Origin of the sequence: Nocardia sp. NPDC019323 (assembly GCF_044389845.1) — a bacterium.
Taxonomy (GTDB): domain Bacteria; phylum Actinomycetota; class Actinomycetes; order Mycobacteriales; family Mycobacteriaceae; genus Nocardia; species Nocardia implantans.
On the sequence record NZ_JBIRYN010000001.1, the window covers coordinates 752,954 to 767,886 of the forward strand.

At 70.5% G+C, this 14,933-nt stretch carries 15 protein-coding genes; 7 read left to right on the top strand and 8 right to left on the bottom strand.

Annotated features, from left to right (window positions below):
- Positions 1 to 77: 77 nt before the first annotated feature.
- Positions 78 to 608 (top strand): GNAT family N-acetyltransferase, encoded by a 531-nt coding sequence (locus tag ACH49X_RS03485; RefSeq protein WP_357107952.1) that lies wholly within the window; start codon positions 78 to 80, stop codon positions 606 to 608.
- Here the strand turns inward: ACH49X_RS03485 and ACH49X_RS03490 are convergent.
- The 3 genes from ACH49X_RS03490 to zapE form a co-directional block, all read right to left on the bottom strand.
- Positions 605 to 1,357: an alpha/beta fold hydrolase gene (locus tag ACH49X_RS03490; protein WP_195082247.1), complete on the bottom strand. Its 753-nt coding sequence runs from the start codon at positions 1,355 to 1,357 to the stop codon at positions 605 to 607. The genes ACH49X_RS03485 and ACH49X_RS03490 overlap by 4 nt on opposite strands.
- Before the next feature lie 66 nt (positions 1,358 to 1,423).
- Positions 1,424 to 2,206 carry a tyrosine-protein phosphatase gene (locus ACH49X_RS03495; RefSeq protein WP_357107955.1) on the bottom strand — a complete coding sequence of 261 codons (783 nt, stop codon included), beginning with the start codon at positions 2,204 to 2,206 and terminating at the stop codon, positions 1,424 to 1,426.
- Between the two features lie 61 nt (positions 2,207 to 2,267).
- Positions 2,268 to 3,284 (bottom strand): cell division protein ZapE, encoded by a 1,017-nt coding sequence (gene zapE, locus ACH49X_RS03500; RefSeq protein WP_195082245.1) that lies wholly within the window; start codon positions 3,282 to 3,284, stop codon positions 2,268 to 2,270.
- A gap of 17 nt (positions 3,285 to 3,301) precedes the next feature.
- Here zapE and ACH49X_RS03505 point away from each other — a divergent pair, with 17 nt between their 5' ends.
- From ACH49X_RS03505 to msrB, 4 genes are all read left to right on the top strand, one after another.
- Positions 3,302 to 4,081: a pyrimidine reductase family protein gene (locus tag ACH49X_RS03505; RefSeq protein WP_323124424.1), complete on the top strand. Its 780-nt coding sequence runs from the start codon at positions 3,302 to 3,304 to the stop codon at positions 4,079 to 4,081.
- A gap of 31 nt (positions 4,082 to 4,112) precedes the next feature.
- Entirely contained in the window at positions 4,113 to 5,669 is a 1,557-nt protein-coding gene (locus ACH49X_RS03510) for an alpha/beta hydrolase (protein WP_195082244.1), read from the top strand.
- A gap of 81 nt (positions 5,670 to 5,750) precedes the next feature.
- Positions 5,751 to 7,085: a glycosyltransferase family 87 protein gene (locus ACH49X_RS03515; RefSeq protein ID WP_357206751.1), complete on the top strand. Its 1,335-nt coding sequence runs from the start codon at positions 5,751 to 5,753 to the stop codon at positions 7,083 to 7,085.
- Entirely contained in the window at positions 7,082 to 7,525 is a 444-nt protein-coding gene (gene msrB, locus ACH49X_RS03520) for a peptide-methionine (R)-S-oxide reductase MsrB (RefSeq protein ID WP_195082243.1), read from the top strand. Before ACH49X_RS03515 ends, msrB begins: the two co-directional genes overlap by 4 nt.
- A 97-nt stretch (positions 7,526 to 7,622) precedes the next feature.
- Here the strand turns inward: msrB and hemQ are convergent, their stop codons facing one another.
- The 5 genes from hemQ to hemE all read right to left on the bottom strand — a co-directional run bounded on the left by hemQ (position 7,623) and on the right by hemE (position 12,785).
- A complete protein-coding gene (hemQ, locus tag ACH49X_RS03525; protein ID WP_195082242.1) occupies positions 7,623 to 8,318 on the bottom strand; it encodes a hydrogen peroxide-dependent heme synthase in 696 nt (231 codons plus the stop codon).
- A gap of 4 nt (positions 8,319 to 8,322) precedes the next feature.
- On the bottom strand, positions 8,323 to 9,567 hold the full coding sequence (locus ACH49X_RS03530) for a globin domain-containing protein (protein ID WP_357206753.1): 1,245 nt from the start codon (positions 9,565 to 9,567) through the stop codon (positions 8,323 to 8,325).
- Complete coding sequence (locus ACH49X_RS03535) at positions 9,564 to 10,037, bottom strand: Rrf2 family transcriptional regulator (RefSeq protein ID WP_195082240.1); 474 nt, start codon at positions 10,035 to 10,037, stop codon at positions 9,564 to 9,566. The genes ACH49X_RS03530 and ACH49X_RS03535 overlap by 4 nt, the downstream gene beginning before the upstream one ends.
- Positions 10,038 to 10,241: 204 nt before the next feature.
- Positions 10,242 to 11,603, bottom strand: coding sequence for a protoporphyrinogen oxidase (locus tag ACH49X_RS03540; RefSeq protein ID WP_357206755.1), 1,362 nt, complete (start codon positions 11,601 to 11,603; stop codon positions 10,242 to 10,244).
- Between the two features lie 126 nt (positions 11,604 to 11,729).
- Complete coding sequence (hemE, locus tag ACH49X_RS03545; RefSeq protein ID WP_397068751.1) at positions 11,730 to 12,785, bottom strand: uroporphyrinogen decarboxylase; 1,056 nt, start codon at positions 12,783 to 12,785, stop codon at positions 11,730 to 11,732.
- Positions 12,786 to 12,917: 132 nt separating this feature from the next.
- Between hemE and ACH49X_RS03550 the strand changes: the two genes are divergently transcribed.
- Both ACH49X_RS03550 and ACH49X_RS03555 read left to right on the top strand, forming a co-directional pair.
- Positions 12,918 to 13,556, top strand: a complete 639-nt coding sequence (locus tag ACH49X_RS03550; protein ID WP_084823786.1) for a DUF3000 domain-containing protein — start codon at positions 12,918 to 12,920, stop codon at positions 13,554 to 13,556.
- A 138-nt stretch (positions 13,557 to 13,694) separates the two neighbouring features.
- Complete coding sequence (locus ACH49X_RS03555) at positions 13,695 to 14,933, top strand: HRDC domain-containing protein (protein WP_195082238.1); 1,239 nt, start codon at positions 13,695 to 13,697, stop codon at positions 14,931 to 14,933.

Genomic DNA, 14,933 nt, shown 5'->3' on the forward strand with positions numbered 1-14,933 from the left:
CCGCCGTCGGCGTCCGCGCGAAGTCCTCGGCATGCGGAGCATGACATTCTCCGTCGCTCGTATGCTCTGATGGAGCCATGAGCGACCTCCCAGTCATCGTCGAGCGGGCCGGGCTCTGGGACGCGGAAGCGCTCAGTGACGTCGCGGCGGCAACCTTTCCGCTCGCGTGCCCGCCCGGGGCGACGCCCGACGACATCGAAATCTTCATCGGCGAGATGCTGTCGAGCGAGCGGTTCGGCGAATACCTGAGCGATCCGGACCGGATCGTGCTCAAGGCGGTCGTGGACGGCGACATCGTCGGCTACGCGATGCTGGTCACGGGCGTCCCTGCGCCGGTAGAGCCGGCCGAGCCGAGCCCGATGGCGGAGATCAGCAAGATGTACGTTTTGCCCGGCCGGCACGGCAGCGGAGTGTCCACCGCACTGATGAACGCCGCGCTGGACCGGGCGCGCGCCGCGGGCTGTCAGGGCGTCTGGCTGGGGGTCAACCAGGAGAACGTCCGCGCTCGGCGCTTCTACGCCAAACACGGCTTCACCGAGGTCGGCACCCGGACGTTCACCGTCGGCAACCAGGTGCATCACGACTACGTGCTGCGCCTGGTCTTCTAGCGCAGGAAGTCGACGAGCGCGGTGTGGAACGCCGGATTCACCACCGCCATCAGGTGATCGCCCGGCACGACGGCGAGCGCGCCGTTCGGCAGGGCGGCGGCGAGTCGCTCCGGTTCGGCGGCGAAGGGGTCGTCCTCGCCGGCCAGCACCAGCGCGGGCACGGTGATGTCCGCCAGCGTCTCGATGGGACGATCGTCCAGGCCGGTCGCCACGGCGTGGATGGCAGCCACGTCGGCATGGACCGCGTCGGCGAGCACCCGGAACATCTTCGCGGTCGGCGACGCTCCCGCGCCGTCTCCGGTCATCGCGGCCTGCAGATCGGGTAGGTCGATCACGCGGCGATCGACGCCGCCGCAGTCCAGCACCCCCGATCCGATGCCGCCGACGGCCAGCCGACGCACCCGCTGGTCGGCGGCGGCCACCAGCAGCGAGATCACCCCGCCCATCGAGTACCCCACCTGCACGACTTCCTCGAAACCCAGCTCGTCGTAGAGCGCGCGCACATCGCGCGCCATGGCCTGCCACGAGTACTTCGCCGGGTCGTGCGGCTTGCCGGAACGACCGTGGCCGCGCGCGTCCAGCGACACCACGGTGTGCCCGGCGGCCTGCAAGGCGGCGACCACCCCGGTGCTCATCCAGTTCGCGTTGGTGTCCGCGACCACCCCGTGCTGCAGGACGACCGGGACGCCCTCGCCCTCCCACACCCGGTAATTGAGTTCCAGGCCGTCCCATGTCTCAAACTTCGCCATGCCGGGATCGTAATGCACGGCGCGGCCCCGGACCGCCGAAGCGGACATTCGGTGCGGACGCCGCGCTCAGCCCAGCAGGCGTGCCCGCAAGGCGGCGATATCGCCGTCGGTGAGCCCCAGGCCGTCCCGGACATAGGCGTCGAAACTTCCGTAGCTCCGGTCGACCTGGTCGAAGGCGGCGTCGAGCCAGGCTCCCTGGACGCCGTTGAGCGGGTCGTGCTCGCTCGCGTGGCGAAAACGGTTGGACAGCAGATAGTCCTCGGTGACCGTGGCTCGATCGACGCCGAGCAGCGTGAGCAGCACCGCGGCCGTCCAGCCGGTGCGGTCCTTGCCCGCGGTGCAGTGGAACAGCACCGCGCCGTCGGCGCCGATGATGTCGCGCAGCACGGAAGCGAACGCCTCGTCGGCGCCCGGTGCGGTGATGAACGCCCGGTAGAGCCCGTCGCCTCCGGTGAGGGTGGTGGCGACGACCTCCGGCGAAGCCTGGCCGATCACGTCGGCCCAGTGCGCCGTCGCGCCCGCGGGGACCCGATCCGGCCCGAGCGCGCGTTCGTAGACCGTGCGCAGGTCGTGCACGGACCGCACCCGGCGGTCGGTCAGCGCGGCCAGATCCTCCGGCGTCGCGTTGTTCAGCTGCCCGGTCCGATACACGAGACCGGTGCGCACGGTCCTGCCGTCGGTCGTGCGATACCCGCCGATGTCCCTGGCGTTCTGCACCCCTTGCAAGTGCAGGGAGGGATCGGCGACGACGGCCGCGGGCGGGTCGGCCTGCGCGATGGCGGATACCGGCCCGAAGGCGACCGCCAGGCCGGCCGCCATCGCGACCGGGGCGCGGAAACGAGTGGCCATTCGGCTGCTCCTGTCATCGGGACTGCACGGCTTGCTTACTCGTAGACCGGATCGGCCTTGGTCAGGCCGCGACCTCGAATCGCGACAGCGCGAGCAAACGGGAGATGGCGCGCAGGTACTTCTTGCGGTAGCCGCCCTCGAGCATCTCGGCGGAGAAGATCTCGTCGAGCTTCGCGCCGGATACCGTCACCGGCACGCTCGCGTCGTAGAGCCGGTCGGCCAGCACCACGATGCGCAGCGCCACGGCCTGATCGGTGACCGGATGAACGCCGGAGACGAACACCGACGACACCCCGGAGATGAGCGCGCCGTACTTCGACGGATGCAGGGTGCTGAGGTGCTTCAGCAGCGCGTCGAACTCGTCGAGCGTGGAACCCGGCGTGCTCGCCGCCCGTTCGGCCAGCACCTCGGGGGCGGTCGGCTCCGGCGCAGGCGGCAGGTCGCGGTGGCGGTAGTCGGGACCGTCCACGCGCACCGCCTCGAAGATGGCGCCCAGCTTCTTGATCTCGCGCATGAAATCCTGTGCCGCGAAACGTCCTTCCCCGAGCTGCCCCGGCAACGTGTTCGACGTGGCCGCGATCGAGACACCGGCCGCCGACAGCTCGGTCAGCAGGCGCGAGACCAGCATGGTGTCGCCGGGATCGTCGAGTTCGAACTCGTCGATGCACAGCACGCTGTTGCCCGACAGCCGTTCCAGGGCGTTGGCGAAGCCGAGCGCGCCGACCAGGTTGGTCAGCTCGCCGAACGTGCCGAACGACTTGGGCGCGGGCGAGCTGTGGAAGATCGAGGCCAGCAGGTGGGTCTTGCCCACGCCGAACCCGCCGTCCAGGTACAGGCCCGCGCCGCTGACCTGCTTCTTCTTGCCGAACAGGCTCTTCTTGCGCGCGGCCTTGCTGATCTTGGCGACCTGCCCGGCGAACTCCTCGGCCTTGCTCACCGCGGCCGCCTGGCTCGGTTCCTTCGGATCGGGGATGTAGGAGGCGAAGCTCACCTCGTCGAACATGGGCGGCGGCACCATCTGGGCGACGAGCTGATCGGCCGGGACCTCCGGGTGACGATCGACGAGGCGTTCTTGCATGGACGAAGCCTAAAGACGTGGTGAGATCTGATTTCATGCAGCGTAGCCAGAATGCGATCCAGCTCACAGCGCTCGGCCCGGACGACCTCGCGGGAATGTACGCGTTCCCCGCCGCGCTCGACGCGCCTTATGTCCGCGCCAATTTCGTCTCCAGCATCGACGGCGCCGCCACCAGCGGCAACCTGACCGAAGGGCTCGGCACGCCCGCCGACCGGACGGTGTTCATGTTGCTGCGCGAACTGGCGGAGGTGATCGTGGTCGGCGCGGGCACGGCGCGCGCGGAGAACTACGGCGGGGCGCGCACCGACCCGGCGCGGCGCCGCGCGTTCCACGAGCGCGGGATCGGCGGGCATCCCGACGGCGCGCCGCCGCCGATCGCCGTGGTGACCGCGAGCGCGGCGATCGACCCCGGCGCGCGTCTGTTCACCGATACCCGGGTGCCGCCGCTGATCATCACCACGGCCACCGCGCCCGCCGACCGCAAGCAGCGATTGGCGGACGCGGGCGCCGAGGTGATCGAAGCGGGTGACATCGCGGTGACACCGGCGGGCCTGCTGCGGGTGCTCACCGAGCGCGGCCTGCTGCGGGTGCTCACCGAGGGCGGCCCGCACCTGTTCGGCGAACTGCTGGAGGCCGACGTGGTCGACGAGCTGTGCCTGACCACGGCGCCGCTGCTGGTCGGCGGCGCGGCGCGGCGAATCTCGCTGTCCGCGCACGAGTTCCGCGTCCGCATGACGCGCGCGCACGTGCTGCTGGACGACGACGGCACGATGCTCACCCGGTGGGCCCGTCGATGAAAGAACCGCCCGAACCTGGCAGGCTGTAGCAATGCGCTGGACTCGGGCCGCCGTGCTTGCCGCCACCCTCTCGATCGTGACCGCAGGTTGCGGCGCGGGACCGTCGGATCGTCCCGGCGTCGCGGTGCAGCGTCCTCCGGTCGCGGGCACCGCGACCACCTCCGCCGCGCCCGCTCCCCCGCCGAACGCCGAGCTGCCCAGAACCGACCTCAGCTGGCGCGAGTGCACCCAGCCCACGTTGGATCAGCTCGGACTCGGCCCAGCGCCGGCCGGGCTGGTGCTCGACTGCGCCGAATACTCCACCCCGATCGACTCGACGGGCGCGGTGCTTGGCAGCTTCCGCGCCGGCGCGTTGCGGGCCAGGCTGGCGCAGACCCCGGCCGACGCGCCGCCGCTGGTGCTCACCTCGGGTTCGGATCGCTCCTCGTCCGCCACCCTGGCCGGGCTGGCCGCAGGCCCGGCCTCGGCACTGCTGGCCGCGCGACCGATCGTCGCGGTGGACCGGCGCGGCATCGGCAGCTCGCAGCCGATCGACTGCCTGCCGCCGGAGATCCGCCGCGGCCTGGCCGACAACGCCCAGTCCGGGCCCGGCGCGGGCGACGCGGTGGCGCGGATGACGAAGCTGAGCCAGGACGGCACCATCGCCTGCCGCGACTTCCTGCAGCCCTACGAAGGCACCTTCGACGCGCCGCACGCCGCCGACGACATCGAGCAGTTGCGCAGGCAGTGGCAGGTGGACCACATCGCGCTGCTCGGCACGGGCAACGGCGCGAAGGTCGCGCTCAGTTACGCCCGCAAGTACGGCGACCACGTCGCCCGGCTCGTGCTCGACTCCCCCGAGCCGGTCGGCACCGATGCCGTCACCCGCGCCGAACAGGCCGTGCAGGGCGCCGAGGCCGCGCTGACGGCGTTCGCGCAGCGCTGTGTCGGCGTCGGGTGCTCGCTGGGGGCCGATCCGCGCGCCGCCGTCACCGATCTGGTGAACCGGGCCGCGACCGGCGAATTGGGCGACATCTCGGCGAACGCGTTGCTGACCGCGGTGTCGGGCTTCCTCGGCAGCCCGCGCGCCGACCAGGCCACCCGGGTCACCGAGCTGTCCGACGCGCTGGCCGCGGCCGGACGCGGCGACCGAGGACCGCTGAACACCCTGATCACCCGGGAGGCCGCGGCCACCGAGAGCGACGGCCAGTTCGTCAACCGGTGCACCGATACGCAGCTGCCGCCAACGCCGGACAAAGCCAACGAGCTCGCGGGCACATGGGCGGGCAAGTACCCCGTCTTCGGCAAAGCCGCGGCCATCGCGCTGATGGAATGCGCGGCCTGGCCGGTGTCGGCTGCGCCCGCGCTGCCGGAAAAGCTGGGTATTCCGGTGCTCGTGCTGGGCGGGGTCGCCGATCCGGTTGTCGGCAACGGCGGTCAGTCGTCGGTGACCGGCGCGATCGGTTCGGCGGGCGCCAGGCACGCGGCGGTGTCGTGGCAGGGCTTCGGGCATCCGGTGTCCACGCATTCCGGCTGCGCGCAGCGGGCGGTGCTCGACTATCTGAAGGATGGCAAACTTCCCGCAGACGGTACCGCCTGCCCGGCGTAGCCCGGCGGGAAGAGCCGCTCGAGCGGCGCGCCGGGCAGGTCCGGCCAACCACCGGTAACCCGTCCGGTGTACCGTGCCCCAGTGTTCCTTCGACAGCTCGAGCCCCGGACCGCTCGCACCACCGCCGAGGTGATCAAGTTCGCACTCTGGCCCCTTGCGGTCATGACCGTGCTGAACCGGGTTTTCATCAAGGCTGTCAACGGCTTCATCACCGACGACTACAAGCCGGTTTACCAGGCGTCCTTCGACTTCCTGAACGGACGGCCGGTCTACACCGCCAACTTCGACTCGGTGGACCCGCACTACCTGTACCCGCCCAGCGGCACCCTGCTGATCGCGCCGATCGCGGCGATCGACTACGAGAAGTCGCGCTGGCTGTTCATCGCCCTGAACGCGATCGCGATCCTCATCGCCTGGTATCTGCTGCTGCGGCTGTTCCGGTACACGCTGAACTCGGTCGCCGCGCCCGCGCTGTTGCTGGCGATGTTCTCCTCCGAGACCGTGATCAACACGCTGGTGTTCACCAACGTCAACGGCTGCGTGCTGCTGGCGGAGCTGATCTTCATCCACCTGCTGCTGAAACGACGCGACCTGTGGGCGGGCGCCGCGCTCGGATTGAGTATCGCGGTCAAACCGACGCTGGCTCCCTTGCTGTTGATCGCGCTCGCGCGGAGGCAGTGGAAGGTGTTCGTGACGGCGCTCGGCGTGCCGCTGGCGATGAACGCGATCGCCTGGCCGCTGGTGAAGGACCCGGAGAAGTTCATCACCCGCACCCTGCCCTACCTCTTCGAATCCCGCGACTACTTCAACAGCGCGATCGTCGGCAACGGCGAGTACTACGGACTGCCACCGTGGTTGACCTGGGGCATGCGCATGGTCCTCGGCGTGCTCGTGCTGATCTCGCTGTGGTTGCTGTATCGCTACTACCGCGAGGACGAACTGTTCTTCGTCTGCACCGCCTCCGGTGTGCTGCTGACGGCCTTTTTCCTGCTCAGCTCGCTGGGGCAGATGTACTACTCGATGATGCTGTTCCCCTTCCTTATGACCGTGGTGCTGCGCAATTCGGTGTTGCGCAACTGGCCGGCCTGGCTGGCGATCTTCGGGTTCATGAGCTACGACAAGTGGCTGTCGGATCGCTGGCAGCACATCGGTCGCAACCTGGAGTACCTGCGCATCACCTTCGGCTGGGGCCTGCTGCTCATCGTCGTGTTCTGCGTGCTGGGCGACCGCTATCTGGCCGCACGGCGGGCGGGCAGGCTGCCGTTCGGGATCGATCCCGCGTGGATGAGTTCCGCACCGGACCCGCGCGGTGAAGAACCGCAGCCGCCGGTCCCCGCGGCCGTCCCGGCCGGAACCCCCGGACCGCAGAACGGTCCGGCGCCCGCGGAGCAGAATCGTATTAGCGTGGAGCCATGAGTTCCGAAGCCGATACGTCCCTGCCCGCGCCGCGCATCCAGCTCTCGCCGCAGGAATGGCGATCGAAGCTGAACCCCGAGGAGTACGCGGTGCTGCGCGAGGCCGCCACCGAGCGGCCGTTCACCGGCGAGTACACCGACACCAAGACCGAAGGCGTCTACGTGTGCCGGGCCTGCGGCACCGAACTGTTCCGCAGCACCGAGAAGTTCGACTCGCACTGCGGCTGGCCGTCGTTCTTCGATCCGGCGGCGTCCGACGCGGTGATCCTCCGCTCGGACGACTCGCTCGGCATGCACCGGGTCGAAGTGCTGTGCGCGAATTGCCACAGCCACCTCGGCCACGTGTTCGAGGGCGAGGGGTACAACACGCCCACCGACAAGCGCTACTGCATCAACTCCATCGCCCTGCGACTGCACCCCTCGGACAGCGCAGCGGAGTAACCAGCCCGACGCTCACCGGCAGCGTACGAAGCCCCGGCGCTGGGCGCATGCCCCGAAAACTCTGGGCAAGCGTTTGCCTGCGCCGAGGCGGGACGCGTCAGGGCAGGGCGGCGATCAGCTTCTCGATCTCCACGCGAGGACCGGTGAAGAACGGGATCTCTTCGCGCACGTGCCTGCGGGCGTCGGTGGCCCGCAGGTCGCGCATCAAATCCACGATCCGGTGCAATTCCGGCGCCTCGAAGGCCAGGATCCACTCGTAGTCGCCGAGCGCGAACGAACTGACCGTGTTCGCCCGCACATCCGGGTAGCCGCGCGCCGCCTTACCGTGCTCGGCCAGCATCCGGCGGCGCTCGTCGTCGGGCAGCAGGTACCACTCGTAGGACCGGACGAACGGGTACACGCAGATGTAGGCGCCCGGCTCCTCACCGGCCAGGAACGCCGGAATGTGGCTCTTGTTGAACTCGGCGGGACGGTGCAGCGCCACGTTGCTCCAGACCGGCGCACTGGCCCGGCCCAGTTCGGTGGTGCGGCGGAAGTCGGCGTAGGCGGCTTGCAGGTCCTCGACGCGCTCGGCGTGCGTCCAGATCATGAAGTCGGCGTCGGCGCGCATCCCGGCCACGTCGTAGACGCCGCGGACCACGACCTCGCGGTCGGCCAGACCGTCGAAGAACGCCGTGGCCTCCTTGGTCGCCGCGTCCCGGTCCTCGCCCAGCACTCCTGGCTGCACCTGGAAGACCGAGAACATCAGGTAGCGAATGGTGGAGTTGAGAGCCTGATAGTCGAGTCGCGCCATAGCACTATCGTGCCACTCGCTCGGGAGCGCCCGCGTCGCCGGGCGTGAACTGCTCGATGTGCACGCGGGCGTCGGGGATGTCGAGGGCGCGCAGTTGGCGTCGCATATCGCGCAGGAACCCGGTCGGGCCGCAGACATAGACGTCGGCGTCCTCCGGCATGGCCAGCACCGAGAGGTCGGCCCGGCCGTGCCGAGCGCCCGCGGTCTGTTCCTCGTACCAGATCTCGACCTCGGCCTGCTCGAGCCGGGCGGTGAGCTCCGAGAGCCGATCGCGCAGCGGGTGGGTGCGCGGCGCGCGGTCGGCGTGCACGATCAGCGTGCGACGGCATGGAGCATGGGCGGCGAGATAATCCAGAACGCCGATCGTCGGGGTCACACCGATGCCCGCGGAGATCAGCACCATTGGCGTCTGCGCCGCGGTATCGAGGACGACGTCACCGAACGGAAGGGTGACCTGCAGCGGATCGCCAGGGCGTAGGTGCTCGTGCAGCCAGGAGGACACCTCGCCCTCGGGGCAACCGCCGGCCGCGTCGACCCGCTTGACGGCGAACGACAACGCGCCGTCGCGCGGCCTGCCCACCAGGGTGTACTGACGCAACTGGCGCGCACCGTCGGGCAGCCGCACACCGACCGAAACGTACTGGCCGGGCGCGAATCCCGGCAGCTCCACGCTCGGGTCCGCGGATTCGACGGTGAAGACCGCGACGCCGGAGGGGTCGTCCCGGCGGGTCACGACGCGGGCATCCCGGAACACATCGCCGGAATCCACACCCGCCTCGGCGTAGAGCCCTTTCTCCTGGTCCATGAGCGTGTCGGCCATCATCCAATAGACCCGATCCCACGCCGCCGCGACCGCGTCGTCGACCACGTCGGCGCCGAGCACTTCCACGATGGCCGCGAACAGATTCTCGTGCACGATCCGGTACTGCTGCGGAGTCACCCCGAGCGAGGCGTGCTTGTGCGCGATGCGCGACAGCATCGTGGCCGGGTGCGGCAGCGCGGGGTCGACCAGGTAGGCGGCGAAGGTGGCGATGGACGCGGCCAGCGCCCGCTGCTGACTGCCCTGTGCCTGATTGCCCCGGTTGAACGTGTCGCGCAGCAGCTGCGGGTGCGCGCCGAACATGGTGCGGTAGAACACGGTCGTGATGCGATCGATGTTCGCCGCCACCAGCGGCAGGGTCGCGCGGACGACCTCGGCGTGCCGCGGTTCGAGTTCCGGTTCGGCGCGGACAACGCTGTCCAGGTTCATGAAACTTCCTTCATCTCAGGGGTGACGCCCGCCGTGGAGCGGACGAGTAAATGCAGCAACCCGGTCGCCTGCGAGGTGACCAATTCCTCTATCGAATAGCGGTCGAGTTCGGTATAGAAGGCTTTCTTGGCGTCGGCGAGAATTCGACGCAGCTTGCACGCGCCGACCAACGGACACGGATCAGGTTCTCCGCACTCCACCACGTCGCGGTCGCCTTCCAATTCCCGGACGAGCGCACCGACCGACACCGCGCGCCCGGCCGCGGTGATGAACAATCCGCCGGACCGTCCGCGGTGCGCCTCGACGAGGCCCAGCTCGACCAAGCGCGAAACGGATTTGGCCACATGCTTTTCCGATGCGCCGACCTGTCGCGCGATCAGTTTTGTGGTGACCCGGGAATTGTTCTCGTCCTCCACCGCGAGCCGCATGATGGTGCGCAAGCCGATATCGGTGAAGTGCGAGAGCTGCATGGTTATCACGCTACCGGCGAATTCCGCCGATCCCGCACGTCTGACGAGTGTGCTTAATTACGCCGATTCGTGCGTAATTTCAGTGCGTTGCGCACGAATCGACTAGGACCGTCGAAAATCGGCCCGATCGGGGCGACGCGGCAATTGCGCGATCGGTATCGCATCGCGCTTGCGCGAGGACCACCGACAAGTGGGGCGGACCGGTCAGCGTGCGGCGCCCGCGCCGACCTCGGTCGCGATGCGTTGCGCGGCGGCCGTGCCGGACGCGACGCAGGCGGGCACGCCGACGCCGTGCAGGTACGCGCCTGCCACCGCGAGCCCGTCCAGCGACGTGACCTCGGCTTCGACGGCCGCGATGCGGGCCGGATGGCCGGGCGCGTACTGGGCGAGGCCACCCGGCCAACGCTGGACGACGGCCGCGACCGGCTCGATCGCGGCCCCGGTGACGGTGGCCAGATCCGCGGTGGCGGCGGCGACGAGATCGGAGTCGGGCCACGAGAGTGGTGAGTCGTCGCCGAACTTGCCGAAAGAGACGCGCACGAGCGCCGTCTCACGGTGCGCGAGATGGGTCCATTTGCGGCTGGAGAGCGTAAAGGCTTTGGCGCGCAACGGCTCTCCGGTGGCCACCAGGATGCCGGAGTTGCGCGGCAGAGCGGTCGCGCGGGGCAGCGCCAGCGCGACCACGGCCGAGGATGAGAGTTCGACGCCCGCCAGTTCCGCCGACGCGACCGGGGCGACGGCGGCGAGCAGGCGAGCGGTCACCGGCGCCGGGGTGGCGAGCACCACCGCGTCGACGGCGCCGATCGGATCGACCACCCAGCCGCGCAGCCCCCTGGCCAGACGCGTTGCGGGCGTCGCGGTCACGAACCGCGCCCCGGAGCGTTCGGCGAGTGCTTCCAGCAGCACCCGGTACCCGTCCCGGATACCACCGAAGACCGGAGCGTTCGACGGGGGCGGCAGCGCGGCGCCGACGGCGGAGCTGAGGCTGGGCGCGCCGTTGTCCAGCGCGGCGGCCAGGGTGGGCAGCGCGGCGCGCACCCCGATGGAGCGGGAGCTGCCCGCGTACACGCCGCCGAGCAGCGGGTCGACGCTGCGCTCGGCGACTTGCGGGCCGAAGCGGTCGGCGACCAGGCGGTAGACGTCGGTGTCGGAGCCGGGCTCCCAGACCAGTGGCCGGTCGGGTTCTGCGGCGATCCGGGTCAGCGTCTCGGCGTCGACCAGTCCGCGCATCGATTCCGCGTTCGCCGGGATACCCATCAAGGTCCCCTCCGGCAGCGGATGCGCTGTCCCGGCGGACCACACCAGCGGCCGCAGCCCCGCGGGGGTCACCAGCTGCGACTCGAGCCCGAGTTCGCGTAGCAGCGCGGGCACCTCCGGCCGCCGCCCGACGAACGCCTCCGCGCCGAGATCCAGTGGCTCCCCGGCCAGTTCACCGGTGTAGAGGATGCCGCCGACCCGTTCGGCGCGATCGAGCACCAGCATGTCGGCATCCGGCCCGAGCAGTGTCCGCAACCGATACGCGGCCACCAGCCCGCTGATCCCACCGCCGACCACCGCGATACGCATGCCTCGACCGTATCGCGTGCCGCGAGGTGACCGCTGGACGGTGGGCGCCCGGATGACTCGGAACACACCTGTGCCCGGCCTCGCGCCCGCCCCGTCGACCGCTGGGCGGCCTGTCGGTTCCCCGGCTTACAGCTCGTGAACGAGTTCCACCAAGGCCGTCAGCACGCCGGGATCGGTCTCCGGAAGCACCCCGTGGCCCAGGTTGAAGATGTGCCCGGTGGCGCCGAGGGTGATCGCCTCGTCCGCTTCCCGCGCGATCCGCCGGGCCTGCTCCTCGATCGCCTGCGGACCGGCGAACAGCACGGCGGGATCGAGGTTGCCCTGCAACGCTTTTCCCGGACCGACGCGGCGGACGGCCTCGGTCAGCGGCACCCGCCAATCGACGCCGACCACGTCGGCGCCCGCCTCGCTCATGGCGCCGAGCAACTCACCGGTTCCCACCCCGAAGTGGATGCGCGGCACGCCCGCCTCGGCGATCTCGGCGAACACCCGCTCCGAATGCGGGAGCACGAAGCTGCGGTAGTCGGCCAGCGAGAGCGCGCCGGCCCAGGAGTCGAACAGCTGCACCGCGTCCACGCCCGCCGCCAGCTGGGCCTGCAGGAACGCGATGGTGATGTCGGTGAGCACGCCGAGCAGCTCGTGCCAGGTCCGCGGATCGGCGTACATCATCGCCTTGGTGCGCTCGTGGTTCTTGCTCGGACCGCCCTCGACCAGGTAGGAGGCCAGGGTGAACGGCGCGCCCGCGAACCCGATCAGCGGCGTCTCCCCCAACGCGTCGATCAGCAGGCGCACGCCGTCGGTGACCGCGCCGACCTCCTCGGGTCGCAGCCGGGGCAGCGCGCGCACGTCGTCGACCGTCCGCACGGGCGCGGCGACCACCGGCCCCACGCCGGGCACGATGTCCAGATCGATGCCCGCCGCCTTCAGCGGAACGACGATGTCGGAGAACAAGATCGCCGCGTCGACCCCGTGCCTGCGGATCGGCTGCAACGTGATCTCGCACACCAGCTCGGGGTCGAAGCAGGACTCGAGCATCCCGATGCCCGCACGCACCTCGCGGTACTCGGGCAGCGAGCGTCCGGCCTGGCGCATGAACCACACCGGACGCCTGCTGGGCGTCGTGCCGGTGGCGGCGGCCAGGAACGGGGCATCGGTCAACCGGCGGCGGGTATGAGTGCTCATCACGGCTATCGTATGCGGGCCCGCGCGAGGGAGCGGACGCGGAGGCGGCAGCGATGACCGCGCGGACGCCGCAGGGCCCGTAGCGGCGCGCCTCCGACTGCGCCGGGTGCACAAGGTCTACCGTCAGCATTCGTGACACCGCTCGACTTCCGCGACGGCGCCGCACCGACCGAAGGACCTCATGGCGAGCCAGCTCAGTTTCGCGCCGCGGTCGAGGCGATGGGCACCGCTACCGTGCACCCTCGGATCGAGCTCGCGCCCATCCGGCCGCCGCAACGACTCGCCCCGTTCTCCTACGCGATCGGCGCGGAGGTCGCACATCCGGAAACCCCTGTCGTACCGGCCGATTCCGAAGGCGACGCGTTCGGCAGACTGATCCTGCTGCACGACCCGGACGGCGACGACACCTGGCACGGCACCCTGCGCCTGGTCGCCTACATCCAGGCCGACATCGACGCCGCACTCGCGACCGATCCCCTGCTGCCCGAGGTGGCGTGGAGCTGGCTGGTGGACGCGCTGGAGTCGCGCACCGAGCCGTTCACCGCGCTCGGCGGCACGGTGACCTCGACCAGCTCGGTGCGCTACGGGGACATCGCAGGCCCGCCGCGCGCCCATCAGCTCGAGATCCGCGCCTCGTGGACGCCGGTCACCACCGACATGCGCCCGCATCTGGAGGCGTTCTGCGAGGTGCTGGCCTACGCGGCGGGGCTGCCGCCCGCAGGGGTGACCCAGCTGCAGATCAGGCCCGGCCTGTCCGGCGACCATCCCTGAGCGCGCCGCTCGCATGCGGTGACCTGCGCCGCAGCCGCCTGTACCCGATCCGGCGGGCCCTTGGCGCCCGATGCACCGACACACTTATGCGCCGATAGGACGGCGGCGCGGTTGCGTCGGCACGTAAAGTTCAACACCATGTCCGTACCAGACGAATTCGAACCCTCGGCCGCGACGCCGCTGCTCGCGCCGGTGGAGGGGGTGCCACCGGTACTGGACACCGCCGCCGAGATCGGCGCGGCCGCCGCCCGGCTGGCCGCGGGCACCGGCCCGCTGGCCGTGGACGCCGAGCGCGCCTCCGGGTTCCGCTATTCGGCGCGCGCGTATCTGATCCAGCTGCGCCGGGCCGGCGCAGGCACGTTCCTCATCGACCCGATCCCGGTCACCGACGCCCTCGGCCCGCTGGCCGAGGCGATCAACGGACTGGAGTGGGTCCTGCACTCCGCGGACCAGGATCTGCCCGGCCTGGCCGAACTGGGCTTGCGCCCGGCCCGGCTGTTCGACACCGAGCTGGGCGGACGCCTGGCGGGCTTCGAACGCGTCGGGCTCGCCGCGATGGTGGAGCGGCTGCTGGGCCGTGCGCTGCGCAAGGGACACGGGGCGGCCGACTGGTCCACCCGGCCGCTGCCCGCCGACTGGCTGAACTACGCCGCCCTGGACGTCGAATTGCTGCTCGAACTGCGCGACGCCGTGGCCGCCGCGCTCGACGAGCAGGGCAAGACGGATTGGGCGGCACAGGAATTCGAGCACATTCGCACCTTGGACCCGCCCGCGCCGAAGGCCGAGCGGTGGCGGCGCACCTCGGGCATCCACACACTGCGCCGCACCAGGCAACTGGCGGTGGTGCGCGAGCTGTGGACCGCGCGGGACGCGCTGGCCCGCGCCCGCGACGTGGCGCCCGCCCGCATCCTCCCCGACTCGGCGATCATCGCCGCGGCGGCCGCGGAACCCCGATCCATCGCGCAGTTGCGCACGCTTCCGGTGTTCGGCGGGCCGCGTCAGCGCCGGTACTCCCGCGAATGGCTCGCCGCGATCGAGCGCGGCCGCACCTTGCCCGACAGCGACCTGCCGCCGCTCACCCAGCCGTTCGACGGCCCGCCGCCGGTCAACCGCTGGGAGCGCCGCGACCCGGCCGCGGCGGCGCGCCTGACCCGGGCCCGAGCAGCCATGGCCGAGTTGTCGGCGCAGTACTCGATCCCGGTGGAGAATCTGCTCGCGCCAGACCTGGTCCGCCGCCTGTGCTGGGACGGATTGCCCGACTACGAGTCGGTCGAGCCCTCCGCCGTCGACGGATTCCTGAAGTCCGGCGGCGCCCGGCCGTGGCAGCGGGAACTGGACGTCCCGCGATTGACCGCGGCGTTGCCGCCTGCGCGCTAG

What these genes read in the sequence shown, in the direction of transcription:
- ACH49X_RS03490 (WP_195082247.1), bottom strand. Translation starts at nt 1,357, where the DNA reads ATGGCGAAGTTTGAGACATGGGACGGCCTGGAACTCAATTACCGGGTG.
- ACH49X_RS03485 (WP_357107952.1), top strand. Translation starts at nt 78, where the DNA reads ATGAGCGACCTCCCAGTCATCGTCGAGCGGGCCGGGCTCTGGGACGCG.
- hemQ (WP_195082242.1), bottom strand. Translation starts at nt 8,318, where the DNA reads ATGGCGCGACTCGACTATCAGGCTCTCAACTCCACCATTCGCTACCTG.
- ACH49X_RS03510 (WP_195082244.1), top strand. Translation starts at nt 4,113, where the DNA reads ATGCGCTGGACTCGGGCCGCCGTGCTTGCCGCCACCCTCTCGATCGTG.
- ACH49X_RS03535 (WP_195082240.1), bottom strand. Translation starts at nt 10,037, where the DNA reads ATGCAGCTCTCGCACTTCACCGATATCGGCTTGCGCACCATCATGCGG.
- ACH49X_RS03540 (WP_357206755.1), bottom strand. Translation starts at nt 11,603, where the DNA reads ATGCGTATCGCGGTGGTCGGCGGTGGGATCAGCGGGCTGGTGGCCGCG.
- ACH49X_RS03530 (WP_357206753.1), bottom strand. Translation starts at nt 9,567, where the DNA reads ATGAACCTGGACAGCGTTGTCCGCGCCGAACCGGAACTCGAACCGCGG.
- zapE (WP_195082245.1), bottom strand. Translation starts at nt 3,284, where the DNA reads ATGCAAGAACGCCTCGTCGATCGTCACCCGGAGGTCCCGGCCGATCAG.
- msrB (WP_195082243.1), top strand. Translation starts at nt 7,082, where the DNA reads ATGAGTTCCGAAGCCGATACGTCCCTGCCCGCGCCGCGCATCCAGCTC.
- ACH49X_RS03495 (WP_357107955.1), bottom strand. Translation starts at nt 2,206, where the DNA reads ATGGCCACTCGTTTCCGCGCCCCGGTCGCGATGGCGGCCGGCCTGGCG.
- ACH49X_RS03555 (WP_195082238.1), top strand. Translation starts at nt 13,695, where the DNA reads ATGTCCGTACCAGACGAATTCGAACCCTCGGCCGCGACGCCGCTGCTC.
- hemE (WP_397068751.1), bottom strand. Translation starts at nt 12,785, where the DNA reads ATGAGCACTCATACCCGCCGCCGGTTGACCGATGCCCCGTTCCTGGCC.